The sequence below is a fragment of the Streptomyces sp. NPDC085931 genome (genome assembly GCF_044540565.1).
Lineage (GTDB): Bacteria > Actinomycetota > Actinomycetes > Streptomycetales > Streptomycetaceae > Streptomyces.
The window spans coordinates 39,571-63,953 of sequence record NZ_JBITSK010000024.1 but is presented as its reverse complement, the minus strand read 5'-3'; the positions used below and the strand labels follow the sequence as shown (position 1 = coordinate 63,953).

Annotated in this window: 31 protein-coding genes; 6 read left to right on the top strand and 25 right to left on the bottom strand. The window is 70.1% G+C overall.

What is annotated here, in order from left to right:
• Positions 1 to 161: 161 nt before the first annotated feature.
• Positions 162 to 1,658, bottom strand: coding sequence for an NAD(P)H-hydrate dehydratase (locus ACIGAN_RS34395; RefSeq protein ID WP_399863374.1), 1,497 nt, complete (start codon positions 1,656 to 1,658; stop codon positions 162 to 164).
• Positions 1,659 to 1,818: 160 nt separating this feature from the next.
• On the opposite strand from ACIGAN_RS34395, the gene ACIGAN_RS34390 reads away from it, so the two are divergent.
• Positions 1,819 to 2,973, top strand: coding sequence for a hypothetical protein (locus tag ACIGAN_RS34390; protein ID WP_399863372.1), 1,155 nt, complete (start codon positions 1,819 to 1,821; stop codon positions 2,971 to 2,973).
• Positions 2,974 to 3,019: 46 nt separating this feature from the next.
• On the opposite strand, the gene ACIGAN_RS34385 is transcribed toward ACIGAN_RS34390, so the two are convergent.
• A complete protein-coding gene (locus ACIGAN_RS34385; RefSeq protein WP_399863370.1) occupies positions 3,020 to 4,009 on the bottom strand; it encodes a BtrH N-terminal domain-containing protein in 990 nt (329 codons plus the stop codon).
• 74 nt (positions 4,010 to 4,083) lie between these two features.
• Between ACIGAN_RS34385 and ACIGAN_RS34380 the strand changes: the two genes are divergently transcribed.
• Positions 4,084 to 4,374, top strand: a complete 291-nt coding sequence (locus tag ACIGAN_RS34380) for a hypothetical protein (RefSeq protein ID WP_399863368.1) — start codon at positions 4,084 to 4,086, stop codon at positions 4,372 to 4,374.
• Between the two features lie 14 nt (positions 4,375 to 4,388).
• On the opposite strand, the gene ACIGAN_RS34375 is transcribed toward ACIGAN_RS34380, so the two are convergent.
• Entirely contained in the window at positions 4,389 to 4,760 is a 372-nt protein-coding gene (locus ACIGAN_RS34375) for a holo-ACP synthase (protein WP_365735650.1), read from the bottom strand.
• Between the two features lie 373 nt (positions 4,761 to 5,133).
• Between ACIGAN_RS34375 and ACIGAN_RS34370 the strand changes: the two genes are divergently transcribed.
• Positions 5,134 to 5,481 (top strand): hypothetical protein, encoded by a 348-nt coding sequence (locus tag ACIGAN_RS34370; RefSeq protein ID WP_365092518.1) that lies wholly within the window; start codon positions 5,134 to 5,136, stop codon positions 5,479 to 5,481.
• Between the two features lie 57 nt (positions 5,482 to 5,538).
• On the opposite strand, the gene glmS is transcribed toward ACIGAN_RS34370, so the two are convergent.
• Positions 5,539 to 7,386: a glutamine--fructose-6-phosphate transaminase (isomerizing) gene (glmS, locus tag ACIGAN_RS34365; RefSeq protein WP_365735653.1), complete on the bottom strand. Its 1,848-nt coding sequence runs from the start codon at positions 7,384 to 7,386 to the stop codon at positions 5,539 to 5,541.
• Between the two features lie 275 nt (positions 7,387 to 7,661).
• Between glmS and coaA the strand changes: the two genes are divergently transcribed.
• Both coaA and ACIGAN_RS34355 read left to right on the top strand, forming a co-directional pair.
• On the top strand, positions 7,662 to 8,651 hold the full coding sequence (coaA, locus tag ACIGAN_RS34360) for a type I pantothenate kinase (RefSeq protein ID WP_365092512.1): 990 nt from the start codon (positions 7,662 to 7,664) through the stop codon (positions 8,649 to 8,651).
• 16 nt (positions 8,652 to 8,667) lie between these two features.
• Positions 8,668 to 9,597, top strand: coding sequence for a DUF389 domain-containing protein (locus ACIGAN_RS34355; protein ID WP_399863364.1), 930 nt, complete (start codon positions 8,668 to 8,670; stop codon positions 9,595 to 9,597).
• A gap of 83 nt (positions 9,598 to 9,680) precedes the next feature.
• Here ACIGAN_RS34355 and glmM read toward each other — a convergent pair whose 3' ends face one another.
• The 4 genes from glmM to ACIGAN_RS34335 all read right to left on the bottom strand — a co-directional run bounded on the left by glmM (position 9,681) and on the right by ACIGAN_RS34335 (position 12,741).
• Entirely contained in the window at positions 9,681 to 11,039 is a 1,359-nt protein-coding gene (gene glmM / locus ACIGAN_RS34350; protein WP_365735657.1) for a phosphoglucosamine mutase, read from the bottom strand.
• A 165-nt stretch (positions 11,040 to 11,204) separates the two neighbouring features.
• A complete protein-coding gene (gene rpsI / locus ACIGAN_RS34345) occupies positions 11,205 to 11,717 on the bottom strand; it encodes a 30S ribosomal protein S9 (protein ID WP_019526966.1) in 513 nt (170 codons plus the stop codon).
• A 42-nt stretch (positions 11,718 to 11,759) separates the two neighbouring features.
• Positions 11,760 to 12,203 (bottom strand): 50S ribosomal protein L13, encoded by a 444-nt coding sequence (gene rplM, locus ACIGAN_RS34340; protein WP_019754543.1) that lies wholly within the window; start codon positions 12,201 to 12,203, stop codon positions 11,760 to 11,762.
• Between the two features lie 214 nt (positions 12,204 to 12,417).
• Positions 12,418 to 12,741, bottom strand: coding sequence for a hypothetical protein (locus ACIGAN_RS34335; RefSeq protein ID WP_399863361.1), 324 nt, complete (start codon positions 12,739 to 12,741; stop codon positions 12,418 to 12,420).
• Between the two features lie 74 nt (positions 12,742 to 12,815).
• Here ACIGAN_RS34335 and ACIGAN_RS34330 point away from each other — a divergent pair, with 74 nt between their 5' ends.
• Positions 12,816 to 13,685 carry a hypothetical protein gene (locus tag ACIGAN_RS34330; protein ID WP_365092501.1) on the top strand — a complete coding sequence of 290 codons (870 nt, stop codon included), beginning with the start codon at positions 12,816 to 12,818 and terminating at the stop codon, positions 13,683 to 13,685.
• A gap of 7 nt (positions 13,686 to 13,692) precedes the next feature.
• Here the strand turns inward: ACIGAN_RS34330 and truA are convergent, their stop codons facing one another.
• The 17 genes from truA to ACIGAN_RS34245 all read right to left on the bottom strand — a co-directional run bounded on the left by truA (position 13,693) and on the right by ACIGAN_RS34245 (position 24,378).
• Complete coding sequence (gene truA, locus ACIGAN_RS34325; RefSeq protein ID WP_399863359.1) at positions 13,693 to 14,547, bottom strand: tRNA pseudouridine(38-40) synthase TruA; 855 nt, start codon at positions 14,545 to 14,547, stop codon at positions 13,693 to 13,695.
• A gap of 145 nt (positions 14,548 to 14,692) precedes the next feature.
• A complete protein-coding gene (rplQ, locus tag ACIGAN_RS34320) occupies positions 14,693 to 15,184 on the bottom strand; it encodes a 50S ribosomal protein L17 (RefSeq protein WP_309095766.1) in 492 nt (163 codons plus the stop codon).
• Positions 15,185 to 15,351: 167 nt separating this feature from the next.
• Positions 15,352 to 16,374, bottom strand: coding sequence for a DNA-directed RNA polymerase subunit alpha (locus tag ACIGAN_RS34315; protein WP_003966937.1), 1,023 nt, complete (start codon positions 16,372 to 16,374; stop codon positions 15,352 to 15,354).
• Between the two features lie 127 nt (positions 16,375 to 16,501).
• Positions 16,502 to 16,906 carry a 30S ribosomal protein S11 gene (rpsK, locus tag ACIGAN_RS34310; protein ID WP_003956432.1) on the bottom strand — a complete coding sequence of 135 codons (405 nt, stop codon included), beginning with the start codon at positions 16,904 to 16,906 and terminating at the stop codon, positions 16,502 to 16,504.
• A 64-nt stretch (positions 16,907 to 16,970) separates the two neighbouring features.
• On the bottom strand, positions 16,971 to 17,351 hold the full coding sequence (rpsM, locus tag ACIGAN_RS34305) for a 30S ribosomal protein S13 (protein WP_010036675.1): 381 nt from the start codon (positions 17,349 to 17,351) through the stop codon (positions 16,971 to 16,973).
• Between the two features lie 192 nt (positions 17,352 to 17,543).
• The gene (gene rpmJ / locus ACIGAN_RS34300) at positions 17,544 to 17,657 is read right to left on the bottom strand and encodes a 50S ribosomal protein L36 (protein WP_003998809.1); all 114 of its coding nucleotides are present in this window, start codon (positions 17,655 to 17,657) and stop codon (positions 17,544 to 17,546) included.
• A gap of 66 nt (positions 17,658 to 17,723) precedes the next feature.
• A complete protein-coding gene (gene infA, locus ACIGAN_RS34295) occupies positions 17,724 to 17,945 on the bottom strand; it encodes a translation initiation factor IF-1 (protein ID WP_003948620.1) in 222 nt (73 codons plus the stop codon).
• Between the two features lie 223 nt (positions 17,946 to 18,168).
• Positions 18,169 to 19,005 carry a type I methionyl aminopeptidase gene (map, locus tag ACIGAN_RS34290; RefSeq protein WP_365092494.1) on the bottom strand — a complete coding sequence of 279 codons (837 nt, stop codon included), beginning with the start codon at positions 19,003 to 19,005 and terminating at the stop codon, positions 18,169 to 18,171.
• Positions 19,006 to 19,135: 130 nt separating this feature from the next.
• Positions 19,136 to 19,798 (bottom strand): adenylate kinase, encoded by a 663-nt coding sequence (locus tag ACIGAN_RS34285; protein ID WP_365092491.1) that lies wholly within the window; start codon positions 19,796 to 19,798, stop codon positions 19,136 to 19,138.
• The gene (secY, locus tag ACIGAN_RS34280; protein ID WP_309095769.1) at positions 19,798 to 21,111 is read right to left on the bottom strand and encodes a preprotein translocase subunit SecY; all 1,314 of its coding nucleotides are present in this window, start codon (positions 21,109 to 21,111) and stop codon (positions 19,798 to 19,800) included. The genes ACIGAN_RS34285 and secY overlap by 1 nt, the downstream gene beginning before the upstream one ends.
• A gap of 235 nt (positions 21,112 to 21,346) precedes the next feature.
• Positions 21,347 to 21,802, bottom strand: a complete 456-nt coding sequence (rplO, locus tag ACIGAN_RS34275) for a 50S ribosomal protein L15 (protein ID WP_311680326.1) — start codon at positions 21,800 to 21,802, stop codon at positions 21,347 to 21,349.
• Positions 21,803 to 21,804: 2 nt separating this feature from the next.
• Entirely contained in the window at positions 21,805 to 21,987 is a 183-nt protein-coding gene (rpmD, locus tag ACIGAN_RS34270) for a 50S ribosomal protein L30 (RefSeq protein ID WP_003974250.1), read from the bottom strand.
• A 2-nt stretch (positions 21,988 to 21,989) separates the two neighbouring features.
• Positions 21,990 to 22,595 (bottom strand): 30S ribosomal protein S5, encoded by a 606-nt coding sequence (gene rpsE, locus ACIGAN_RS34265; RefSeq protein WP_094054455.1) that lies wholly within the window; start codon positions 22,593 to 22,595, stop codon positions 21,990 to 21,992.
• A gap of 36 nt (positions 22,596 to 22,631) precedes the next feature.
• Positions 22,632 to 23,015 (bottom strand): 50S ribosomal protein L18, encoded by a 384-nt coding sequence (rplR, locus tag ACIGAN_RS34260; protein WP_010036704.1) that lies wholly within the window; start codon positions 23,013 to 23,015, stop codon positions 22,632 to 22,634.
• Between the two features lie 3 nt (positions 23,016 to 23,018).
• Positions 23,019 to 23,558 carry a 50S ribosomal protein L6 gene (rplF, locus tag ACIGAN_RS34255; protein ID WP_094054454.1) on the bottom strand — a complete coding sequence of 180 codons (540 nt, stop codon included), beginning with the start codon at positions 23,556 to 23,558 and terminating at the stop codon, positions 23,019 to 23,021.
• A gap of 24 nt (positions 23,559 to 23,582) precedes the next feature.
• On the bottom strand, positions 23,583 to 23,981 hold the full coding sequence (gene rpsH, locus ACIGAN_RS34250; protein WP_014674378.1) for a 30S ribosomal protein S8: 399 nt from the start codon (positions 23,979 to 23,981) through the stop codon (positions 23,583 to 23,585).
• A 211-nt stretch (positions 23,982 to 24,192) separates the two neighbouring features.
• The gene (locus ACIGAN_RS34245; protein WP_003956452.1) at positions 24,193 to 24,378 is read right to left on the bottom strand and encodes a type Z 30S ribosomal protein S14; all 186 of its coding nucleotides are present in this window, start codon (positions 24,376 to 24,378) and stop codon (positions 24,193 to 24,195) included.
• Positions 24,379 to 24,383 lie beyond the last annotated feature (5 nt).

Here is a 24,383-nt window from a genome sequence, read left to right as displayed (position 1 = left end):
CGAGGACGAGGCCGTTCAGGCCGCAGCGGGGGTCCGGGGGCGGCAGCCCCCGGGACTCGGGGACAAGACCCCAGCGCTTGGCCCCGAGAGCGCCGACGGCATCACCCCCGGCACGGCAGGCACGGCATCACCCCCGGCACGGCCGGCACGGCCCGCACGCGTCACCCCCGCACGTTCCGCCAGGCCTCAGGAATCGCCGCGGCCACATCGTGCGCCCCCACCGGCGCCCCCTCCGACGCCAGCCGCCCGGCCAGCCCGTGCACGTACGCCCCCGCACTGCCCGCGTCCCGCGCCGACAGCCCGGCCGCCAGCAACGACCCGGCCAGCCCCGACAGCACGTCCCCGCTGCCCGCCGTGGCCAGCCACGACGTCCCTGTCGGGTTCACCCGTACCGCCCCGCCCCCGGGGTCGGCCACCAGCGTCGTGGACCCCTTCAGCAGCACGGTCGCCCCGTACCGCGCCGCCAGCTCCCGCACCGCGGCCAGCCGCCCCTCCTCGACCTCCCGGCGTTCCACCCCGAGCAGTGCCGCCGCCTCGCCCGCGTGCGGCGTCAGCAGCGTCGGCGCCCGGCGCGCCCGCACGGCCGCCGCGTCCGCCAGCCGCAGCCCGTCCGCGTCGACCAGCACCGGCACCTCCGCCGCCAGCACCTCCGCCACCGTCGCCGCGTCGTCCCCCGCCCCCGGTCCGACGACCCACGCCTGCACCCGCCCGGCGTGCTTCGGCCCCTGGTCCGACACGAGCGTCTCGGGGAACCGCGCGATCACCGCGTCCCCGGCCGGCCCGACGTACCGCACGGCCCCGGCCCCGCCCCGCAGCGCGCCCGAGACCGCGAGCACCGCGGCCCCGGGGTACCGGGCCGAACCAGCCGCGATCCCGACCACGCCCCGCCGGTACTTGTCGCTCTCCGCCCGCGGCACCGGCAGCAGCCGGGCCACGTCCACGTGCTGCAACGCCTCCAGCTCCGGTTCCGCGGGCAGTTCGAGACCGATGTCGACCAGCCGTACCGACCCGGCGTACTCCCGCGCCGGATCGATCAGCAGTCCCGGCTTGTGCGTCCCGAACGTCACCGTCAGATCGGCCCGGACCGCGACGCCCCGCACCTCTCCGGTGTCGGCGTCCACGCCGCTCGGCAGGTCGACGGCGACGACAGCCGCCCGCGACCGCCCGGCCGCGGCGGCCAGCGGCACCGCCTCGGGCCGCAGCCCGCCCTTCCCCCCGATCCCCACGACCCCGTCGACCACGAGGTCGGCCCGCTCGATCAGTTCCTCGACCCCACGGCTCCCGGCCCCACCGCCTCCCACCGCACCACCGCTCCCGGCCCCACCGCCCCCGGCCGCCTCGCCGACCCCGACGGCCCGCCCCCCGGCCCGCCGCAGCGCCGCCAGCCCCGCCGCGTGCGCCCGTTCCGGCGCGAGCAGCACCGCCGTGACCCCGGCCCCGCGCCGGGCCAGCCGCGCCCCCGCGTACAGGGCGTCGCCGCCGTTGTCCCCGCTGCCGACCAGCAGCACCACCCGGCGGCCGTACACCCTCCCCAGCAGGTCGGCGCAGGCCGCGGCGAGCCCGGCGGCGGCGCGTTGCATCAGCGCCCCCTCCGGCAGCCGGGCCATCAGCTCCCGTTCGGCGGTCCTGACCGTGTCCACGCTGTACGCACTCCGCATGGTCGTCGAGTTTCCCGCACGGCCCCCCGGCCACTCCCGCGCACCCGGCGCGACTCCTCGCCCGTGTCGCATCCATTGACGCTCCGCCGCGCCTTTGCCAGACTCCCGCCGCGCAGAAAGCGCTTTCACGCCCCCCACGTTCGACGAAACCGAGGCCCCCATGGGACGCAGAGCCGCATTACTGGCCGCCGCCGGTGCCACCGCCCTCCTCACCGCCGCCGGCAGCCTGAACGCCCCCGCCACCGCCGCCCCCGCCCGCGCCCTGGCCTGCGGAGACGGCTCCTTCCAGGCCGAGGCCGTGCAGAGCGGCAGCACCTGGACCGCACGGCGCGGCGGCAGCACCGTCCACACCGGCACCGACATGCGCGCCGCCGTGCAGGCGGCCGTCAACAGCCTGACGCCGGGCCGCACCTCGAAGGAGCGGGTCGTCGTCCGCGGCTCGGGTTCCGTCCCGGCGGGCTCGCGCATCTCGCTGCCGAGCTACACCGTCCTGGACGTCTGCGGCACCATCCACGTCACCGGCAGCGGCTCGGGCGACCAGGCGCCGGTCTACTCCCGCGGCACCCGTGACGTGGAGGTGCAGAACCTCAAGCTCACCGGCACCCCGCTGTACGGCGTCTTCCTGCGCAACGTGCAGAACGTCGTGCTCGGCCAGATCGACATGCGCCTCTCCGCCGGACTGGGCGTGCGCATCGACAACCGCGGGGACACCAGCCAGTGGACCCGCAACGTCCGCATCGACAACGTGTACGTCTCCGGCGCGTCCAGTCACGCCGTCGAGACCTACGGCGTGGACGGACTCACCGTCGGCACGGTGACGGCCCGCAACGTGGGCGAGTCCGGCCTGCTGCTCAATCAGACGATCAACGCCACCGTCGGCACGGTGGACGCGGAGAACGCGGGCACGGGCACCGGCTACGCCGCCTTCCGCATGGCCAACCGCAACGGCCGGATCGGCAGCGGCTACCCGACCAACATCCGGGTCGGCGAGGTCGTCGCGCGCGGCGGCGGACGCGGCGTGTTCTGCGTCTCGGAGAGCGGCGGCGCCGTCATCGACCGGGTGACGCTGTCGAACACCGGCAACAACTCGGTCCTGATCGAGAACTGCTCCAACGTCAGCCTGGCCGCCCAGAGCGGCACCATCACCGGCGGCGGCGAACTGCGCCTGGCCGCGCGCGCGGAGTTCCCCAACAACAAGGACATCACCGTGCAGAACCTGACGGTCACCGACGCGGCCATCAGGGAGAGCCCGTGCGGCGAGAACACGACGTTCCGCAACATCACCCGGGTGAACAGCAGCCTGTCGGTCTGCTGACCGCAGGGCCGTGCCCGAGGCTCTCGCCCTGCGTCCGGCGAGGGCCTCACCGGCGCAGGCGGCTCAGCGCCTCCATGGCCTCGCGCTCGACGCGGGCGAGGTCGTGGAGCAGGGCACCCGCCCGCACCAGGCACTGCCCGTCCCCCGTCTCGCCGGCCCGCGTGATCAGCGCCGCGACCTCCGTCCACAGGGCCGCCGCCTCGGCGTACAGCCGGTGCCCGGTCCGCAGCGGCTCGCCGTCGAGCCACTGGCGGCACTCGGCGAGGAAGTCGCGGTACAGGTTGCGGAACAGGGCGCCGCCGGTGCCGGCCCGCTCCATCAGCCGGGCGGCCCGCGGCAGGTCGCGCCGGGGATCGCTGGTGCGCTCCGGCCAGCGGGGCACGAGCGTGGCCGCCTTCTCGATGCCCCGGTGACCGAGGTTGGCGATGGGCGGGTGAAGGAAGGCGTCCGCGCAGGCGGTGACGGCGGGGACGATCCGGTCCCGCACGTCCACGGGTTCCGCCGGGGCGGTGAGGGTGAACGAGCGGTGCCGGGCCGTCATCGGCCCGCGCGCGGCCCTGGCCCGGGCGAGCCCGGCCAGGGACGTGGTGACGGCGCCGCCCTGCTGCTCGGTGTCCACCAGGAAGGCGTCATGGTCGTCGTAGCCGTACAGGGCGACGACATGGCCGCCGAAGTGCACCCGGGAGGTGAAGTAGTCCAGGTGGTAGCTGTCGAGCTGGAGCCCGACGGGCCGCCCGGCGTCGAGGGCCGCCGCCGCGTCCTCCCACCCCTTGCGGGCGGACGCGGTCTCCCGCACCACGAGGTCCAGCCCGAGGACGCGGGCCAGGTTCCGGGTGAGTTCGAAGGGCTTGACCCGTCCCCCGAGGAACGGGAAGTCCATGGCCTTGCTGTCCCAGTAGACGAAGGACAGGCCGGAGCCGAGGCCGAAGAGCAGGGGCTCGGACAGGTCGATGCCCTGGTGCCGCAGGAGCACGCCCAGCGCCGTCGTCTCGCAGTGCTGCCCGCCACGGGTGTCGACACCGTGCACCGTGACCATGCCGCGCCTCCTGGAGGTCCGCTAGGATCGACCTGATATTTGAACTCGTTCAAAACTATCCCGGGGAGGCCGTCATGGCCGGAACCACCACGTCCGGGGCGAGCGACACACCCGCCACCGCCCTCGGCCCCACGGCACTCGTCCTCGGCGCCCTCTCCGCCCTCGGCGCCTTCTCCGCCCTCGGCACCTGGGCGTTCCTGTTCCCCTGGTCGGTGCTGGCCGGGGCTCTGGCCGTCACCTTCGGCGCGCTGGGCATGCACCACGCCCGCAGGGGCGCGGGCCGGATGTGGACGTCGGTGGCCGGCACCGTGCTGGGCGCCGCGGGTCTCGTGGGTACCGTCACCCTCCTGTGGGCCATGTTCTGAGCCGCCGGCCCGTGTCACGCCTCGGCGATCACGACGGCGGAGGCGACCCCGGCGTCATGGCTGAGGGACACATGCCAGGACCGCACGCCGAGTTCGGCGGCCCGCGCGGCCACCGTCCCGGTCACCCGCAGCCGGGGCTGCCCGCTGTCCTCGACGTACACCTCGGCGTCGGTCCACAGCAGCCCGCCCGGGGCGCCGAGCGCCTTGGCCAGGGCCTCCTTGGCGGCGAACCGGGCGGCCAGGGAGGCGACCCCCCGGCGCTCCCCGCCGGGCAGCCGCAACTCCCGCTCTACGAACAGCCGTTCGGCCATGGCCGGCGTGCGTTGCAGTGCCGCCGCGAACCGATCGATCTCGGCGACGTCGATCCCGACCCCGATGATGCTCATGCCCAGCACCCTACGGTCCGGGCGGGACGTTCCCCACCGGCACCGCCTCACGTCCCGGCCGCCCGGCATGACCGGCATGGAACGGGACGGTCCCACCGCCCGCCAGGCCGCCCGGCACGGCGCCGGGATCGCCGTCGTCTCCCGGCTGCTCGCGCACGGCGCCCGGCGCACCCGGCGCACCCGGCGCACGAGGGACGGACGGCGGCCGGTGGACATCGCGCGGGAACGGGGTCACCCGCACCTGCCGGAACCCACCCGTACCGAACCCGCCCGTACGGAGCCCGCGATCTTGAACTGCCCCTCCCCCTTGTACAGTTCACGGCGACCGCGATGTGCACACGGCATCGCACGCAACGGGAGGAAACGCACCACCATGAAGTTCAAGTCGCCGGCGACCGCGGCCACTTCGGCAGCTCTCTTCGCCCTGGCCCTCACCGGCACCCTCGCCACCGCCGGCACCGCCGCCGCGGCACCGCCGAAGGACTGCAGCAAGGCGATCGTGAACGTCAAGGCCAAGGAGACCGTCAAGGTCCGCACCGCGCCGAAGACCTCCGCCACGGCCCTCGGCATCTGGGGCAAGGGCAAGCGCGGCGCCATCTGCAACGACGGCAAGGCCTACAAGGGCGGCTCGTACACGGCCTGCGGCAAGAAGAGCACCCTCTGGTACTACGGCGGCGACAAGGTCAACGGCTGGGTCCCCAAGACCTGCATCAACTGGTGATCACCCGGCCCAGGGGCTGAAGCGGGGCGGACGGCGGCGGCCGTCCGCCCCCTGCGCTCATTCCACGGTCACCGACTTCGCCAGGTTCCTCGGCTGGTCCACCTCGTTGCCGCGGGCCGTCGCCAGTTCGCACGCGAACACCTGCAGGGGCACGGTGGCCACCAGCGGCTGCAGCAGGGTCGGCGTGACCGGGATCCGGATCAGATGGTCCGCGTACGGCACGACCGCCTCGTCGCCCTCCTCGGCGATGACGATCGTCCGCGCGCCCCGCGCCCGGATCTCCTGGATGTTGGACACGATCTTGTCGTGCAGCACCGACCGCCCGCGCGGTGACGGCACGACCACGACGACCGGCAGGTCCTCCTCGATCAGCGCGATCGGCCCGTGCTTCAGCTCGCCCGCCGCGAACCCCTCGGCGTGCATGTAGGCCAGTTCCTTCAGCTTCAGCGCGCCTTCCAGGGCCACCGGGTAGCCGACGTGCCGGCCGAGGAACAGCACCGTGTCCTTCGCGGCCAGCGTGCGCGCCAGCTCCCGCACCGGCTCCATCGTCCCCAGCACCCGCTCCACCGCGCCGGAGATGGACGACAGGTCCCGGATCACCGCCCGGATCTCGTCGCCCCACTTGGTGCCCCGGACCTGGCCGAGGTACAGGGCGACCAGGTAGCAGGCGACGAGCTGCGTCAGGAACGCCTTGGTGGAGGCGACGGCGACCTCCGGCCCGGCGTGCGTGTAGAGCACGGCGTCGGACTCGCGCGGGATCGTCGAGCCGTTGGTGTTGCAGATCGCCAGCACCTTGGAGCCCTGCTCGCGGGCGTGCCGCAGCGCCATCAGCGTGTCCATGGTCTCGCCGGACTGGGAGATGGCGATGACCAGCGTCTGGGCGTCCAGGATCGGGTCCCGGTAGCGGAACTCGCTGGCCAGCTCCACCTCGCACGGCACGCGCGTCCAGTGCTCGATGGCGTACTTGGCGATCATCCCGGCGTGGAAGGCCGTGCCGCAGGCGACGATGACGACCTTGTCGACCTCGCGCAGCACCCGCGGCGGGATCCGCACCTCGTCCAGGGTCAGCGAGCCGGAGCCGTCGATCCGGCCCAGCAGGGTGTCGGCGACCGCCTTGGGCTGCTCGGCGATCTCCTTGAGCATGAAGTAGTCGTAGCCGCCCTTCTCCGCGGCCGAGGCGTCCCAGTCGACGTGGTACGAGCGCACATCGGCCGGGCGGCCGTCGAAGCCCGTCACGGTCACGCCGTCCCGGCGCAGCTCCACCACCTGGTCCTGGCCCAGCTCGATCGCGGACCGGGTGTGCTCGATGAACGCGGCGACGTCCGAGGCCAGGAACGCCTCGCCCTCGCCGACCCCCACCACCAGCGGTGAGTTCCGCCGGGCGCCCACCACCACGTCCGGCTCGTCGGCGTGCACCGCGACCAGCGTGAACGCGCCCTCCAGCCGCCGGCACACCAGCCGCATCGCCTCGGCCAGGTCCGCGCAGGAGGAGAACTCCTCGGCGAGCAGATGGGCGACGACCTCGGTGTCGGTCTCGGAGGACAGCGCGTGGCCGCGTTCCTGCAGCTCGGCCCGGAGTGCGGCGAAGTTCTCGATGATGCCGTTGTGGACCACCGCGACCCGGCCCGCGTTGTCGATGTGCGGGTGGGCGTTGGCGTCGGTCGGGCCGCCGTGGGTGGCCCACCGGGTGTGGCCGATGCCCGTCGCGCCCGTCGGCAGCGGCCTGCCGTCCAGCTCCTTCTCCAGGTTGAGGAGCTTGCCGGCCTTCTTGGCCGTCGCGAGCCCCCCGTCGGCCAGGACGGCCACGCCCGCCGAGTCGTAGCCCCGGTACTCCAGCCGCTTCAGCCCGGCCATCACGACCTCGAGCGCCGACTGCGGCCCCACGTATCCCACGATTCCACACATGGGCGGCAGCTTAGGGTCGATCACCGTGCCGAACGGGCCGTTGCGTGCCCGAAATCGGAAATTCCCGCCGGGGTACGAACGGCTCGGCGCCCGCTGCCGGGCCGTGCGCCCGGGTCGCCCCCCCCGGGGGCCGTGGACCCCCGACCACCCCACAGCCGTGACGCACGCCACTCGCATTCCTCCCGTTGGCCGGATTTCTCCCCCGGGAGCGGCCCGAACGACCCGCGTGACGGATCCCACCTCACCGTCCGTTCGTACGCCCGTAACAATGGACTGTGATCTCTCCGGTCTCCTCGATACCCCGGAGCGCCCACCGGCCCCGCCCGGAGGCGACTCCCTACGTCGACCTCACCCGAGCCGAATGGAGTGCGCTGCGCGACAAGACGCCGCTGCCCCTGACGGCCGAGGAGGTCGAGAAGCTGCGCGGTCTCGGCGACGTGATCGACCTGGACGAGGTGCGCGACATCTACCTCCCGCTGTCCCGGCTCCTCAACCTCTACGTCGGCGCCACCGACGGCCTCAGAGGGGCGCTGAACACGTTCCTCGGCGAACAGGGCTCGCAGTCCGGCACCCCGTTCGTCATAGGGGTCGCCGGCTCGGTCGCCGTCGGCAAGTCGACCGTCGCCCGCCTGCTGCAGGCCCTGCTCTCCCGCTGGCCCGAGCATCCGCGCGTCGAGCTGGTCACCACCGACGGCTTCCTGCTGCCCACCCGGGAACTGCAGGCCCGCGGCCTGATGTCCCGCAAGGGCTTCCCCGAGTCGTACGACCGCCGTGCCCTGACCCGCTTCGTCGCCGACATCAAGGCCGGCAAGGACGAGGTCACGGCCCCGGTCTACTCCCACCTGATCTACGACATCGTCCCGGACGAGCGCCTCACGGTCCGCCGCCCCGACATCCTGATCGTCGAGGGCCTGAACGTCCTGCAGCCCGCCCAGCCCGGCAAGGACGGCCGCACCCGGGTCGGCCTCGCCGACTACTTCGACTTCAGCGTCTACGTCGACGCCCGCGTCGAGGACATCGAGCGCTGGTACCTCAACCGCTTCCGCAAGCTGCGCGCGACCGCCTTCCAGAACCCGTCCTCGTACTTCCGCAAGTACACGCAGGTCTCCGAGGAGGAGGCCCTCGACTACGCCCGCACGATGTGGCGCACGATCAACCGGCCCAACCTGGTCGAGAACATCGCCCCCACCCGCGGCCGCGCCACCCTCGTCGTGCGCAAGGGCCCCGACCACAAGGTGCAGCGCCTGAGCCTGCGCAAACTGTGACCGTTACGCTGCCGCCATGCTGCATCTGCGCCTGATCACGCCGTCCGAGAAGACCGGTGACGTGGTCCGTCTGATCGAGGCAACGGTCGGTACCACGCATCTCGTCGTGCTGCCGGGCGCGGCCCGCGATCCCGACGGCGATGTCGTGATGTGCGACGTGGCCCGGGAGGCGGGCGACGAACTCCTGGGCCGCCTGCGGGAACTGGGCCTGGAGGACTGCGGCTCGATCGCCGTCGAGAACATCGACCTGTCGCTGTCGAAGCGGGCCGACAGGGCGGAGGCCGACGCGCCGGGCGAGGGCGCGGACGCGGTGCTGTGGGAGCACCTGACCGACGCCACCCACGAGGAATCGACGCTGTCGGTCACCTACCTGGCGTTCCTCACGCTGGCCACCATGATCGCGGCCTGCGGCGTGGTGCTGGACAACGCCATCCTGATCGTGGGCGCGATGGCGGTGGGCCCGGAGTTCGGTCCGCTCGCGGGCATCTGCACGGCGGTGGTGCAGCGCGCGCCCCGCCTGGCGCTGCGCTCGCTGACCGCCCTGCTGGTGGGCTTCGCCGTGGCGATGGCGGTGACGGTCGGCTTCAGCCACTTCATGGACGCGGTGGACCTGTTCACCGAGGCGAAGCTGGAGAGCGAACGCCCCAACACCGGCTTCATCTACGCCCCCGACTGGTTCTCCTTCGTCGTGGCGGTCCTCGCCGGCGCCGCGGGCACGCTCTCCCTGACCTCCGCCAAGTCCGGCGCCCTGGTCGGCGTCGCGATCTCGGTGACCACCGTCCCGGCCGCAGCCAACGCGGCGGTGGCCCTCAGCTACGGCGACATGAGGCAGACCTGGGGTTCGACGGAACAGCTCCTGCTCAACCTGCTCGGCATCATCCTGGCCGGCACCCTCACCCTGCTGACCCAGAAGTGGCTCTGGCGACGCCAACGGCAGCGCGCCTAGAGGCGCGGGGAACGGCGCGACAAGCCACGGACGACCCGCGGCCCACACACCACAGCTCCCCCGCCCCGCACCGGGAAACCCGACTACCCCAACGCCGACTTCACGACGTCGGCCAGCCGCCCCGCCACCGACCGAGCCTGCTCGATGTCGGCCGCCTCGACCATCACCCGCACCAGCGGCTCGGTCCCCGAGGGCCGCAGCAGCACCCGCCCGGTCTCCCCGAGTTCCCGCTCCGCGTCCGTCACGGCCGCCGCCAGCTCCGCGGACGTCTTCACCCGGGACTTGTCCACGTCCGGCACATTCACCAGCACCTGCGGCAGCCGCTCCATCACGGACGCCAGCTCCCGCAGCGGACGACCGCTCTGCGCGACCCGCGCCGCCAGCAGCAGCCCGGTGAGCGTGCCGTCGCCCGTGGTCGCGTGGTCGAGGATGATCACGTGCCCGGACTGCTCGCCGCCCAGGGCGAACCCGTGCTCCTTCATCTCCTCCAGCACGTACCGGTCCCCGACCGCCGTCTGGACGAGCCGGATGCCCTCCCGCTCCATGGCCAGCTTGAAGCCCAGGTTGGACATCACCGTCGCCACGACGGCGTCGGACCGCAGCGCGGACCGCTCGCGCATGGCCAGGGCGAGCACGGCGAGGATCTGGTCGCCGTCCACCTCCTCGCCGGTGTGGTCCACGGCGAGGCACCGGTCGGCGTCGCCGTCGTGCGCGATGCCGAGGTCGGCCCCCTGCTCGACGACGGCGGCCTTGAGCAGGTCCAGGTGCGTCGACCCGCACCCGTCGTTGATGTTGAGCCCGTCCGGCTCGGCCCCGATCGTGACGACCTCGGCACCGGCCCGACGGAACGCCTCCGGCGAGACCCGGGCGGCGGCGCCGTGCGCCTCGTCCAGGACGACCTTCAGCCCGTCGAGCCGGTTCGGCAGGACACCCAGCAGATGCGCGACGTAGCGGTCGGCGCCCTCGTCGTAGTCGCGCACCCGGCCCACCCCGGCCCCGGTCGGCCGGTCCCACGGGGCGCCGGTGCGGTGCTCCTCGTAGACCGACTCGATCCGGTCCTCCAGTTCGTCGGCGAGCTTGTGACCACCGCGGGCGAAGAACTTGATGCCGTTGTCCGGCATGGCGTTGTGGCTCGCGGAGAGCATCACGCCGAGGTCGGCGCCCAGCTCCCCGGTCAGGAAGGCCACCGCGGGCGTCGGCAGCACCCCGACGCGCAGGACGTCCACCCCGGCGCTGGCCAGACCCGCGACGACGGCGGCTTCCAGGAACTCCCCGGAGGCGCGGGGGTCACGTCCGACGATCGCGGTGGGCCGGTGCCCCTCGAACGTGCCCGCCTCGGCCAGTACGTGCGCCGCGGCCACGGACAGGCCCAGGGCCATCTCCGCCGTGAGATCCGCGTTGGCGACACCGCGCACGCCGTCCGTGCCGAAGAGTCGTCCCACTGTGGTGTCCTCCGTATTGCTCAAGAGAATGCGGCTCACATTCCCGCGTACCTCCCCTGAGACTGTCCGGGGCCGGTAGGGGTTGTGTAAACGAACCGCCCCGGCAGCACAACCGTGCCGCCGGGGCGATCGAGGCGAAGCCAGTCGCGAGGACGGGCGTCGCGTTTAGCGCTTGCTGTACTGCGGAGCCTTGCGGGCCTTCTTCAGACCGGCCTTCTTGCGCTCGACCGCACGGTCGTCGCGGCGGAGGAAGCCGGCCTTCTTCAGCGGGCCGCGGTTGTTGTCGACGTCGGCCTCGTTCAGCGCGCGGGCGACACCGAGACGGAGCGCACCGGCCTGACCGGAGACACCGCCACCGGCGATGCGGGCGATGACGTCGTAGCGGCCCTCGAGCTCGAGGACCTTGAACGGCTCGTTGACTTCCTGCTGGTGCACCTTGTTCGGGAAGTAGTCCTCGAGGGTGCGACCGTTGATCTTCCACTTGCCGGTGCCCGGGACGATCCGGACGCGGGCGATGGCGTTCTTGCGACGGCCCAGGCCGGCGGCCGGCTGGGGCTCGCCGAAGCGGGACGCCATGGACTCCGAGGTGTACTCGCCCTCGACGGGGACCTCGGACTCGGTGGTGTAGCTGTCGATGTCAAGCTCTTCGAGCGGCTGCTCGGCAGTGGTCTCGGCCACGATTCTCCTCAGATTCTCTTCAGTCTTAGGGGGTGGCCGGACTTACTGCGCGACCTGGGTGATCTCGTACGGCTGCGGCTGCTGCGCGCCGTGCGGGTGCTGGTCACCCTTGTAGACCTTCAGCTTCGAGAGCATCTGACGGCCCAGAGTGTTCTTGGGGAGCATGCCCTTGACGGCCTTCTCGATGGCCTTCTCGGGGTTCTTGTCGAGCAGCTCGTCGTAACGGACGGAGCGCAGACCACCCGGGTAGCCGGAGTGGCGGTACGCCATCTTCTGGGTGCGCTTGTTGCCGGAGAGGTGCACCTTGTCGGCGTTGATGATGATGACGAAGTCACCAGCGTCGACGTGCGGCGCATAGATCGGCTTGTGCTTGCCCCGGAGAAGGGTCGCTGCGGTGGAGGCGAGACGGCCCAGGACGACGTCCTGAGCGTCAATGACGTGCCACTGGCGCGTCACATCGCCGGGCTTGGGGCTGTACGTACGCACGGTTCGTAGCCTTCGCTTCGAGTGAATGGTCCTGAACAGGTCACCGAAACGATCACGACAGCCTTGACCGCACTGCGGTGACGCAAACCGCGTGCTGGTCGCTGGTCATCGGCCCGGTGGACCGGTGTAAGGGCCCGTCCCGTGAGAATGAGCAAGCCAATACACAACGAACAAGCAGAATACCGGGGTGTTCGACAAGGGTCAAAACGCGGGATCACCGGCGCCGGATGCGCCCCGGAGTGCACAGCACGGCACACAGCGTCACGACCCTGCGCACCGTCCGCCGCACCCCCCGCGGCCGGACCGGCCGCGCGAACGGGAACACCGACGAGAACACCGCATCGGCCACCACCCCGGCGCACCACCGCGCCACGGATCCGCCCCCGCGCACCCGGCGGCCCGCCCGCACCGCCCCGACCACGACGGACGGCCACAACCCGGCCCCGGCGGCCGGCCCCACCACCAGGCAGACCAGCAGCACCACGGCCGGCAGCAGTCGCCCCAACCACCCGCAGATGTCGCCTTTGCCCGTGCGCATGGGAGGAACGCTAGGGGCTGCGGGGCCCGTCCGGGCGGACCAGCACGCCCCATGTCCCGTCTAAGATGCGGCCCATGAGCTTTGGGCAGGGGGGACCTCAGTCCCAGTGGGATCCCTGGAAACCACAGTCGCAGCAGCCCTGGACCAGCGGGGGCGGTCAGTCTCCGGACTGGGCAGCGCTCGCTGAAGCCTCCGAGGCCCGCAACAAGCGACGCCGTCTGCTGCTCGTCGGCGGCGGCGCGCTCGCCACGGTCGCGATCGGCACCGCCGTCGCCGTCGCCGTGGTCTCGGCGGGCGGCGACGGCCGGACGAACAGCCCTGCCTCCCTGCCCTCGGCGGACATCCCCAGCGGCACGGCCTCGGCCCCGTCGTTCGCCCCGACCAGCGCACCGCCCCCGCTGGACCCGAAGGACTTCATCGCCAGCGCGAAGAAGGACAAGGCCCCGCTCAGCCCGGAGACGCTCTTCCCCGGCACCCAGCTGACGATGGGCGACACGGTCTACAAGAAGGGCCCCACCGCCGACACCCGGAGCTGCGCCTCGGCCGCCGGCGGCACCCTCCCCGAGGTCCTCACCGCCAACGACTGCACGCGCCTGATACGCGTGACCTACGTCAAGGACGGCATCGCGGTCACCATGGGCGTGGCGGTCTTCGACACCGAGGCCCAGGCGCTCAAGGCCAAGAGCCAGACCGACAAGAAGAGCTTCGTCAAGTCGCTCTCCGGCGGCGGCGTGAAGGGCTTCTGCGAGTCCGCCATCTGCAACACGACGAGCAACTCCTACGGTCGCTACGCCTACTTCGCCAACGCGGGCTTCACCAGCGGCAGGGACGTCACCACGAAGGACACCGAGGTCTTCCGCACCAGCGGCGACCTCCAGCAGTTCACGTTCAACCAGATCCGCCGCCGCGGCGAGGCCCAGGCCTCGGCCGCGGCGAACGAGTGACGCGGGCTCAGCAGCACCCGGCCGACGGCAACGACCGCTTGTTCCGCGCCTCCTTGCTGCGCGCGGCGAGCAACTCGTCGGCCGGATAGCCGACTTCCTCCAGCGTCAGCCCGTGCGGCCGCACGACGTGCACCGCCGAGTCGCGCACCCCGGCCGCCAGCACCTTCGCGGGCCAGTCCGGCGGCCGGTGCCCGTCCCCCACGAACAGCAGCGCCCCGATGAGCGAGCGCACCATGTTGTGGCAGAAGGCGTCGGCCCGCACGGTCGCGGTGATGATCCCGTCGTCCCCCCGCACCAGGCTCAGCTCCTGGAGTGTGCGGATGGTGGTGGCCCCCTCCCGCTTCTTGCAGTAGGCGGCGAAGTCGTGCTCGCCCAGCAGCCCGCGGGCGGCCTCGTTCATGGCGTCCACGTCGAGCGGCCAGTCGTGCCACAGCACGTGGTTGCGCAGCAGCGGGTCGACGCCGCCGGGGTTGTCGGTGACCCGGTAGGCGTACCGCCGCCACACGGCCGAGAAGCGGGCGTCGAACCCGCGGGGCGCCTCCCTGAGCGCCCAGACCCGCACGTCCCGGGGCAACCGCCCGGCGAGCCGCTTGAGCAGCTTCTGATGGTGCTCGGCCCACACCTCGCGCGGCAGATCGACGTGGGCGACCTGCCCCCGCGCGTGCACGCCGGCATCGGTACGCCCCGCGACGGTCAGCTCGTACGTCTCCCGCGACCGCGTCACGGTCCGCAGGGCGTCCTCGATCTCGCCCTGCACGGTCCGCCGCCCCCCGGCCTGCTTGGCCCAGCCCGAGAACTCGCTCCCGTCGTAGGAGAGATCCAGCCGTACCCGGACGTGACCGGGTGCTACTTCCTCACTCACCCCAGGATCCTCTCACCCACACGAAGACGGGCCCGCCCCCTCGAAAGGGAACGGACCCGTCCATGACGCCCTTCAGGGGCGCGGGGAACTGCGCGAACGACCACGGCGTACCGGAAGCCGCCGACCGTCAGTCCCCGGCAGACGCTTACGCGTCCTTGGACTCCTCGGCGGAAGCCTCGTCGGCCTTGGTCGTGTCGACCTGGGCCTCGGCAGCCTCGTTGTCCTTCGCGGCACGCTTGGTCGCGGCCTCGGCCTCGCCGGTCGCCTCCTGCGCCACCGTCAGCGCCTCGACCAGCTCGATGACGGCCATGGGCGCGTTGTCGCCACGGCGGTTACCGATCTTGGTGATGCGGGTGTAGCCACCCGGGCGGTTCTCGTAGCGCGGGCCGATCTCGGTGAAGAGCGTGTGGACGATGCTCTTGTCCGTGATCACCTGGAGCACCTGACGGCGGTTGTGAAGGTCGCCCTTCTTCGCCTTGGTGACCAGACGCTCGGCGTACGGGCGCAGGCGGCGGGCCTTCGCCTCGGTGGTGGTGATACGACCGTGCTCGAACAGCGACTTCGCGAGGTTCGCGAGCATCAGCTTCTCGTGCGCGGCGCTGCCGCCCAGACGGGCACCCTTGGTGGGCTTCGGCATGGTGTTTCTCCTAGGTGTCTGCCCCGGCCGTATCAGGTACCGGGGTCAGTATCCGAGCAGGCGGTCGCCTGTCGGAGATCCGGGGCGCCTTTCGACGCCCCGGAGGATCCGCGCCCCGAAGGGGCGCGGGGAACTGCGCGACCAGCCACAAGGGACCGGCAGCCGAATCAGTACTGCTCGGTCTCCACGAAACCGGCGTCAGCGTCGTCATCGGCGCCGAACGCGTCCGCGGCGGCGGTCGGGTCGAATCCGGGCGGGCTGTCCTTCAGGGCCAGGCCCATGCCGGCCAGCTTCGCCTTGACCTCGTCGATCGACTTCGCACCGAAGTTGCGGATGTCGAGCAGGTCCGCCTCGGACCGCGCGACGAGCTCACCCACGGAGTGGATGCCCTCACGCTTGAGGCAGTTGTACGACCGAACGGTGAGCTCCAGCTCCTCGATCGGCAGCGCCAGATCGGCGGCGAGCGCGGCGTCCGTCGGGGACGGACCCATGTCGATGCCCTCGGCGTCGATGTTCAGCTCGCGGGCGAGACCGAACAGCTCGACCAGGGTCTTGCCGGCCGACGCCATGGCGTCACGCGGACGCATGGCCTGCTTGGTCTCGACGTCGACGATCAGCTTGTCGAAGTCGGTCCGCTGCTCGACACGCGTGGCCTCGACCTTGTACGTGACCTTGAGCACCGGCGAGTAGATCGAGTCGACCGGGATCCGGCCGATCTCCTGGCCGACCTGCTTGTTCTGCACGGCGGAGACGTAACCGCGGCCGCGCTCGACCGTCAGCTCCATCTCCAGCTTGCCCTTGCCGTTGAGCGTGGCGAGGACGAGGTCGGGGTTGTGGACCTCGACACCGGCCGGGGGCGCGATGTCGGCGGCGGTGACCAGACCCGGGCCCTGCTTGCGCAGGTACATCACGACCGGCTCGTCGTGCTCCGAGGAGACGACCAGCTGCTTGATGTTGAGGATCAGGTCGGTGACGTCCTCCTTGACGCCCGGCACGGTGGTGAACTCGTGCAGCACGCCGTCGATGCGGATGGACGTGACCGCCGCACCCGGGATCGAGGAGAGGAGGGTCCGGCGCAGGGAGTTGCCGAGGGTGTAGCCGAAGCCCGGCTCCAGCGGCTCGATCACGAACCGGGAGCGGAATTCGTCGACGACCTCTTCGGTCAACGAGGGACGCTGAGCGATCAGCATGTGTGGATCAGATCCTTCTGTCAGGGGCGCCCGCTATTTGACGCCCTGATAGTGACAAGGGTACGGGCGATACGACCCGAAGGAGCCGTACCGCCCGAAAACCCAGCCCGCGAAGCGGAGCGACGCGTCAGACGCGGCGGCGCTTCGGCGGACGGCAGCCGTTGTGCGGGGTCGGGGTGACGTCCTGGATGGAGCCGACCTCGAGGCCCGTGGCCTGCAGGGAGCGGATCGCGGTCTCACGACCGGAACCCGGGCCCTTCACGAACACGTCGACCTTGCGCATGCCGTGCTCCTGGGCGCGGCGGGCAGCCGACTCGGCGGCCATCTGCGCGGCGAACGGCGTGGACTTCCGGGAGCCCTTGAAGCCGACGTGGCCGGCGGAGGCCCAGGAGATCACGTTGCCGGACGGGTCCGTGATCGAGACGATCGTGTTGTTGAACGTGCTCTTGATGTGCGCGTGGCCGTGAGCGACGTTCTTCTTTTCCTTGCGGCGCACCTTCTTGGCAGCGCCCTGACGACCCTTGGGGGGCATCTATAACTCCTACGGGAGGTGGTCGGTCCTACAGCGAAGACCGTGGACAGGCGTCCGCTGTGGACTACTTCTTGCCCGGCTTCTTCTTGCCGGCGATGGCGCGACGCGGGCCCTTGCGGGTACGCGCGTTGGTGCTGGTGCGCTGACCGCGGACGGGCAGACCACGACGGTGACGCAGACCCTGGTAGGTACCGATCTCCACCTTGCGGCGGATGTCGGCCTGGATCTCACGACGGAGGTCACCCTCGGTCTTGATGTTGTTGTCGACGTACTCGCGGATCGCGACGAGCTGCTCCTCGGAGAGATCGCGAACGCGGGTGTTCGGGTCGACGCCGGTGGCGGCCAGCGTCTGCTGCGAGAGGGTCCGGCCGATGCCGAACACGTAGGTGAGGGCGATCTCCACGCGCTTGTCGCGCGGGATGTCAACACCGGAAACGCGTGCCATTCAATGGCTCCAGTTACTTGTCGGAGGTCTTCCACAGGACCGACTCCCAGCCGCCGTACCAGGTACGAACTGGGTCCCCGGCCTCCGACCGGGGGTGTCAGGCGGCTCGGTGTCCGCCTGGGCCCTGCGTATGAACTATTCAGCTTGCGTCGCGCGAATCTCTGCGATGGATGCAGAGGGATCGGTCGTGCGTCAGCCCTGGCGCTGCTTGTGGCGCGGGTTCTCGCAGATGACCATGACCCGGCCGTGACGGCGGATCACCCTGCACTTGTCGCAGATCTTCTTGACGCTCGGCTTGACCTTCATGGGGTGAGGTTCTCCGGGTCAGTGCCGGCAGCCCGCACGCACGAGGCGCCGGGACACAGGCAAGATCTACTTGTAGCGGTAGACGATCCGGCCACGCGTCAGGTCGTACGGAGACAGCTCCACCACGACCCGGTCGTCAGGGAGGATGCGGATGTAGTGCATACGCATCTTGCCGCTGATGTGTGCCAGGACCTGGTGGCCGTTCTGGAGCTCGACCTTGAACATGGCGTTCGGAAGAGACTCGACGACAGTGCCCTCGATCTCGATGGCACCTTGCTTCTTGGCCACGCTTCGCCCTTCGAATCGACTACCTTGATCGACTCCGTGCGAGCGCATGCAGGCATGCGGGTACACAAGAGCCGACGAGTCAGTCTACGTCAGGCCCCTCGGAAACACGAATCGAGAAAGTCTGCCCGTACGGCAAGAGCTTTAAGCCCGCCCTGCGGGGGCGCGGGGAACTGCGCGAATGCCTGCGCGAACGCCCCCACCGGCGCGCGGTCGCGGACGGCGCTCAGCCCAGCGGATCCGGCGCGGCCTGGATCCCCAGCTCGGCGAGCTTCGCCTTGCCGCCGTCGGGAGCCGTCAGCACCAGCGGCCCCTCCTCCGTCAGCGCGACGGAGTGCTCCCAGTGCGACGACCACGTGCCGTCCGTGGTGACGACCGTCCAGTCGTCCTCCAGGACCTCCGTGCGCGGCGTCCCCAGGGACACCATCGGCTCGATCGCGAGGCAGAACCCGGGCACCAGCCTGGGGCCCTTGCCGCGCCGGCGGTCGACGTAGTTCAGCAGGTGCGGGTCCATGTGCATCTCGGTGCCGATGCCGTGGCCGCCGTAGTCCTCGATGATCCCGTACTTGCCGCCGCCCGGCTTGGGCTGGCGGCGGATGTAGGTCTCGATGGCCCGGGAGATGTCGACCAGCCGGTTGCCCTGCTTCATGGCCGCGATGCCGGCCCACATCGACTCCTCGGTCACCCGGGACAGCTCGATCAGCTCCGGGGCGTGACCGGAGCCGACGAAGGCCGTGAAGGCCGCGTCGCCGTGCCAGCCGTCGATGATCGCGCCGCAGTCGATGGAGATGACGTCCCCGTCCTTGAGGACGACGTCGTCGGAGGGGATGCCGTGGACCACGACCTCGTTCACCGACGTGCAGATGGTCGCGGGGAAGCCGCCGTAGCCGAGGAAGTTCGGCTTGGCGTTGTGCTCGGCGAGCACCTTGCGGGCGACCTGGTCCAGATCCCTGGTGGTGGCCCCGGGGACGGCGGCCTCACGGGTCGCCGCGTGGATGGCGGCGACGACCAGCCCCGCCTCACGCATCTTGGCGATCTGCTCGGGGGTCTTGATCTGCACCATGGGGGCTACGGCCTTTCTGGACCTTCGGCGACGGTGAACGCCTTCAACGATACGGGGCCGGGCGACGGCCCCGCCCACACAGCAGCCGCGGTCCCCGAGGGGAACCGCGGCCGTAGCTGCGTACGGACGACTACTTGTCGTCCTCACCACGCTTGAGCGCCTCCATGGCGCGCCGCGTGACGTCCTCCACCTTGCCGAGCGCGGAGATCGTGACCACCAGGCCCTGGGCCTTGTAGTAGTCGATGATCGGCTCGGTCTGGGTGTGGTAGACCTCCAGCCGCGTGCGGACCGTCTCCTCGGAGTCGTCGTCCCGCTGGTACAGCTCGCCGCCGCAGACGTCGCAGACGCCGTCCTCGGCCGGCTGCTTGTACGTCACGTGGAAGACGTGCGACGAGTCGTTGCGGCAGATGCGGCGGCCGGCGATGCGCTTGACCACCTCGTCCTCGGGGACCTCCAGGTCGAGCACCGCGTCGAGCTGCATGCTCTCGGTCTCCAGCAGCTCGTCGAGGGCCTCGGCCTGGGAGACGTTGCGCGGGAAGCCGTCCAGCAGGAAGCCGTTCTCGGCGTCCGGCTGCTCCATGCGGTCCTTCGCCATGGCGATGGTGACCTCGTCGGGCACGAGATTGCCCGCGTCCATGTAGGACTTCGCCAGTTTGCCGAGTTCCGTCTGCCGGCTGATGTTGGCCCGGAACAGGTCGCCCGTGGAGATGTGCGGGATCGACAGGTTCTGGGCCAGGAACGCGGCCTGCGTTCCCTTACCGGCGCCCGGCGGCCCGACGAGGACGATACGCATCAGCGGAGGAACCCTTCGTAATTGCGCTGCTGGAGCTGGCTCTCGATCTGCTTCACCGTCTCCAGGCCCACACCCACGATGATCAGGATGCTGGTCCCACCGAACGGGAAGTTCTGGTTTGCCCCGAAACCAACCAACGCCATCGTCGGCACAAGAGCGATCAGACCCAGGTACAGCGAACCCGGCCAGGTGATCCGGTTGAGTACGTAGCTCAGGTACTCAGCGGTCGGTCGGCCAGCCCGGATGCCCGGGATGAAGCCACCATACTTCTTCATGTTGTCGGCGACTTCCTCGGGGTTGAAGGAGATCGCCACATAGAAGAACGCGAAGAAAACGATCAGCAGGAAGTACGTGATGATGTAGTACGGGTGGTCGCCCTTGACGAAGTGTTGCTCGATCCAGGTCTTCCAGCCCGAGTTGCCTCCGGCGAACTGCGCGATCAGCGCGGGGATGTAGAGCAGCGACGAGGCGAAGATGACGGGGATGACACCCGCCTGGTTCACCTTGAGCGGGATGTAGGTCGACGTACCGCCGTAGGAACGGCGGCCGATCATGCGCTTGGCGTACTGGACCGGGATGCGGCGCTGGGCCTGCTCGACGAAGACGACCAGGCCGACCATGACGAGGCCGACCGCGATGACGGTGCCGAACTCGATCCAGCCGTCGGCCAGCGAGCCCTGCTCCTTGATGGCCCACAGGGCGGACGGGAACGTGGCGGCGATCGAGATGAACATCAGGATCGACATGCCGTTGCCGATGCCGCGATCGGTGATGAGCTCACCGAGCCACATCACGGCGGCCGTACCGGCGGTCATCGTGATGACCATGGTGATGGTGACGAAGATCGACTGGTCCGGGACGATCTGGCTGGCCACCGGGCAGCCCTGGAACAGGGCGCCGCTGCGGGCGGTGGCGACGAGGCCGGTGCCCTGGAGGATGGCGAGGGCGATCGTCAGATAACGGGTGTACTGCGTGATCTTCGCCGTACCGGCCTGGCCCTCCTTCTTCAGGGCTTCCAGGCGCGGGATCACCACGGTCAGCAGCTGCAGGATGATGCTCGCCGTGATGTACGGCATGATGCCCAGGGCGAAGATCGTGATCTGCAGCAGCGCGCCGCCGCTGAACATGTTGACCAGGCCGAAGAGACCCTGGTTGGCCTGGGCGTTGTCGATACAGGTCTGGACGTTCCGGTAGTCGACGCCTGGGATCGGGATGTGCGTACCGACCCGGTAGACCACGATGATGCCGAGCGTGAAGAGCAGCTTCTTGCGCAGGTCGGGCGTCTTGAACGCCCGGGCGAACGCGGTGAGCACGGTGCCTCCTGCGACCCCCGCGCAACTGCGTCAAGGGTGACGGTCTTGAGGTTCGACGAATAGGTAACGGTCAACTGCCGCTCAGAGTGCCGGAAGTACAGCACCCTGTGTAAAGAGGGCAGTGCAGGCCACCTTACCGGCGAGACTGCCGCCCTAGGAACGACCAACCGGGGATACCCCATTTGTGGGGTATCCCCGGTCGGGATCGCTCAGGTCATCGAGACGCCTGTGGAGTTCAGACGAGCTCGGTGACGGAACCGCCGGCGGCGGTGATCTTCTCCTTGGCGGAGCCGGAGACGGCATCGACCGTCACCTGCAGCGCCACGGAGATCTCGCCCTGGCCGAGGACCTTGACGAGCGCGTTCTTGCGAACGGCGCCCTTGGCCACCAGACCCTCGACGGTGACCTCGCCACCCTCGGGGTAGAGCGCGGCCAGCTTGTCGAGGTTCACGACCTGGTACTCGGTCTTGAACGGGTTCTTGAAGCCCTTCAGCTTCGGGAGGCGCATGTGGAGGGGCATCTGCCCACCCTCGAAGCGCTCCGGAACCTGGTAACGGGCCTTGGTGCCCTTGGTACCACGACCGGCCGTCTTACCCTTCGACGCCTCACCACGACCGACACGGGTCTTGGCGGTCTTGGCGCCCGGGGCGGGACGGAGGTTGTGGATCTTGAGCGGGTTGTTCTCCGCCATGATCAGTCGACCTCCTCGACCGTCACGAGGTGGCGGACGGTGTGCACCATGCCGCGGAACTCGGGGCGGTCCTCCTTGACGACCTGCGTGTTGATGCCCTTGAGACCAAGGGAGCGCAGGGTGTCACGGTGGTTCTGCTTGCTGCCGATGTAGGACTTGACCTGCGTGATCTTGAGCTGAGCCATGATCACACACCCGCCCCGGCACGAGCGCGCAGCAGAGCCGCGGGGGCGACGTCCTCCAGCGGCAGACCACGGCGGGCCGCGATCTCCTCGGGACGCTGCAGGCCCTTCAGGGCCGCCACGGTCGCGTGCACGATGTTGATCGCGTTGTCGGAGCCGAGCGACTTCGACAGCACGTCGTGGATACCGGCGCACTCGAGCACGGCACGCACCGGACCACCGGCGATCACACCGGTACCCGGGGACGCGGGCTTGAGCAGCACGACGCCGGCAGCCTTCTCACCCTGGATGGGGTGCGGGATGGTGCCCTGGATACGGGGGACCTTGAAGAAGTGCTTCTTGGCCTCCTCAACGCCCTTGGCGATGGCGGCCGGCACCTCCTTGGCCTTGCCGTAGCCGACACCCACGGTGCCGTCACCGTCGCCCACCACGACCAGCGCGGTGAAGCTGAAGCGACGACCACCCTTCACAACCTTGGCGACGCGGTTGATCGCGACAACGCGCTCAACGTACGCGGTCTTCTCGGCGGCAGCAGCGCCGCCGTCACGGCCCTTCCGGTCCCGCCGCTCGCCGCCACCGGCACCGCTTCCGCGGCGCTGGGGTCCAGCCATTGGATTACCTCTCTCTTTCCGCTAGCTACAAGCGGCTCAGAACTTGAGCCCGGCTTCGCGGGCGGCGTCCGCCAGGGCGGCGATGCGCCCGGCGTACTGGTTGCCACCACGGTCGAACACGACGGCCTCGACACCGGCGGCCTTGGCGCGCTCGGCGACCAGGGCGCCGACCTGCTTGGCCTGCGCGGACTTGTCGCCCTCGCCACCGCGGATCGAGCTGTCCAGGGTGGACGCCGACGCCAGGGTGTGACCCTTCAGGTCGTCGATCACCTGCGCCACGATGTGGCGGTTGGAGCGGGTCACGACCAGACGGGGACGCTCCGCCGTACCGTTGATCCGCTTGCGGATCCGGATGTGACGGCGCTTGATCGCGGCGCGCTTGTAGGCGTCGCCCTTGAGGATCTTCTGCCCGTATGCCATGGCTTACTTACCCGCCTTTCCGACCTTGCGGCGGATGACTTCGCCCTCGTACTTGACGCCCTTGGCCTTGTACGGGTCGGGCTTGCGCAGCTTGCGGATGTTGGCCGCAACCTCGCCGACCTTCTGCTTGTCGATGCCCTCGACCGAGAAGCGGGTGGGGGCCTCCACCTTGAAGGTGATGCCCTCGGGCGCCTCGACCAGGATCGGGTGGCTGTAACCGAGGGAGAACTCCAGGTTCGAACCCTTGGCGACAACGCGGTAACCGACACCGCTGATTTCGAGCTTCTTCACGTAACCCTGGGTCACGCCGGTGATCATGTTCGCCACCAGCGTGCGGGACAGGCCGTGCAGGGCCTTGTTCTGACGCTCGTCGTTGGGGCGGGTGACGTTCAGGACGCCGTCCTCACCCTTGGCGATCTCGATCGGCGCCACGACGGTGTGGGTCAGCGTGCCCTTGGGGCCCTTGACCGAGACCGTCTGGCCGTCGATGGTGACGTCCACGCCGGCGGGAACCGCGATGGGGAGCTTGCCGATGCGCGACATAGCTGTTTCCTCCGTTCCCTTCCGCTACCAGACGTAGGCGAGGACTTCCCCACCCACGCCCTTCTTGCCGGCCTGCTTGTCGGTGAGGAGCCCGTGCGACGTGGAGATGATCGCCACGCCGAGGCCGCCGAGCACCTTCGGCAGGTTGGTGGACTTCGCGTACACCCGGAGACCGGGCTTGGAGATCCGCTTGATGCCCGCGATGGAGCGCTCACGGTTGGGGCCGAACTTCAGCTCCAGGACGAGGTTCTTGCCGACCTCGGCGTCCTCGACCTTCCAGCCCGTGATGAAGCCCTCCTGCTGGAGGATCTCCGCGATGTGAGACTTGATCTTGGAGTGCGGCATCGACACCGAGTCGTGGTACGCCGAGTTCGCGTTCCGCAGACGCGTAAGCATGTCTGCGATCGGATCAGTCATGGTCATGAATTGGCCTTCGGCCTCTCTCGCCGGGGTTTCCTGGTGCGCCATCCCTCTCCCCGATCCGAGACGGGACGGGTGCGGCGCGGTGGACCTACGGCGTAGTAAGTCGTACGGGCGTGACAGGCGCCCAACCCCACAAGCCTAAGCCATGCGGGGCGGGCCCCTGTCCACCCAGATGCTTACCGAGAGTCTTCCGGAATCCCCGAAGGGGGGATTACCAGGAGCTCTTGGTCACGCCCGGCAGCTCGCCACGGTGAGCCATCTCACGCAGGCACACGCGGCACAGGCCGAACTTGCGGTACACGGAGTGCGGACGACCGCAGCGCTGGCAGCGGGTGTACGCGCGCACGCCGAACTTGGGCTTGCGAGCAGCCTTCGCGATCAGAGCCTTCTTCGCCATCTCGC

Coding starts and splice junctions, on each gene's coding strand:
- ACIGAN_RS34395 (WP_399863374.1), bottom strand. CDS start 1,658: ATGCGGAGTGCGTACAGCGTGGACACGGTCAGGACCGCCGAACGGGAG.
- ACIGAN_RS34390 (WP_399863372.1), top strand. CDS start 1,819: ATGGGACGCAGAGCCGCATTACTGGCCGCCGCCGGTGCCACCGCCCTC.
- ACIGAN_RS34385 (WP_399863370.1), bottom strand. CDS start 4,009: ATGGTCACGGTGCACGGTGTCGACACCCGTGGCGGGCAGCACTGCGAG.
- ACIGAN_RS34380 (WP_399863368.1), top strand. CDS start 4,084: ATGGCCGGAACCACCACGTCCGGGGCGAGCGACACACCCGCCACCGCC.
- ACIGAN_RS34375 (WP_365735650.1), bottom strand. CDS start 4,760: ATGAGCATCATCGGGGTCGGGATCGACGTCGCCGAGATCGATCGGTTC.
- ACIGAN_RS34370 (WP_365092518.1), top strand. CDS start 5,134: ATGAAGTTCAAGTCGCCGGCGACCGCGGCCACTTCGGCAGCTCTCTTC.
- glmS (WP_365735653.1), bottom strand. CDS start 7,386: ATGTGTGGAATCGTGGGATACGTGGGGCCGCAGTCGGCGCTCGAGGTC.
- ACIGAN_RS34355 (WP_399863364.1), top strand. CDS start 8,668: ATGCTGCATCTGCGCCTGATCACGCCGTCCGAGAAGACCGGTGACGTG.
- ACIGAN_RS34335 (WP_399863361.1), bottom strand. CDS start 12,741: ATGCGCACGGGCAAAGGCGACATCTGCGGGTGGTTGGGGCGACTGCTG.
- ACIGAN_RS34330 (WP_365092501.1), top strand. CDS start 12,816: ATGAGCTTTGGGCAGGGGGGACCTCAGTCCCAGTGGGATCCCTGGAAA.
- rplQ (WP_309095766.1), bottom strand. CDS start 15,184: ATGCCGAAGCCCACCAAGGGTGCCCGTCTGGGCGGCAGCGCCGCGCAC.
- ACIGAN_RS34315 (WP_003966937.1), bottom strand. CDS start 16,374: ATGCTGATCGCTCAGCGTCCCTCGTTGACCGAAGAGGTCGTCGACGAA.
- rpsK (WP_003956432.1), bottom strand. CDS start 16,906: ATGCCCCCCAAGGGTCGTCAGGGCGCTGCCAAGAAGGTGCGCCGCAAG.
- rpsM (WP_010036675.1), bottom strand. CDS start 17,351: ATGGCACGCGTTTCCGGTGTTGACATCCCGCGCGACAAGCGCGTGGAG.
- rpmJ (WP_003998809.1), bottom strand. CDS start 17,657: ATGAAGGTCAAGCCGAGCGTCAAGAAGATCTGCGACAAGTGCAGGGTG.
- map (WP_365092494.1), bottom strand. CDS start 19,005: ATGGTGCAGATCAAGACCCCCGAGCAGATCGCCAAGATGCGTGAGGCG.
- ACIGAN_RS34285 (WP_365092491.1), bottom strand. CDS start 19,798: ATGCGTATCGTCCTCGTCGGGCCGCCGGGCGCCGGTAAGGGAACGCAG.
- rplO (WP_311680326.1), bottom strand. CDS start 21,802: ATGGCGGAGAACAACCCGCTCAAGATCCACAACCTCCGTCCCGCCCCG.
- rpmD (WP_003974250.1), bottom strand. CDS start 21,987: ATGGCTCAGCTCAAGATCACGCAGGTCAAGTCCTACATCGGCAGCAAG.
- rpsE (WP_094054455.1), bottom strand. CDS start 22,595: ATGGCTGGACCCCAGCGCCGCGGAAGCGGTGCCGGTGGCGGCGAGCGG.
- rplR (WP_010036704.1), bottom strand. CDS start 23,015: ATGGCATACGGGCAGAAGATCCTCAAGGGCGACGCCTACAAGCGCGCC.
- rplF (WP_094054454.1), bottom strand. CDS start 23,558: ATGTCGCGCATCGGCAAGCTCCCCATCGCGGTTCCCGCCGGCGTGGAC.
- rpsH (WP_014674378.1), bottom strand. CDS start 23,981: ATGACCATGACTGATCCGATCGCAGACATGCTTACGCGTCTGCGGAAC.
- ACIGAN_RS34245 (WP_003956452.1), bottom strand. CDS start 24,378: ATGGCGAAGAAGGCTCTGATCGCGAAGGCTGCTCGCAAGCCCAAGTTC.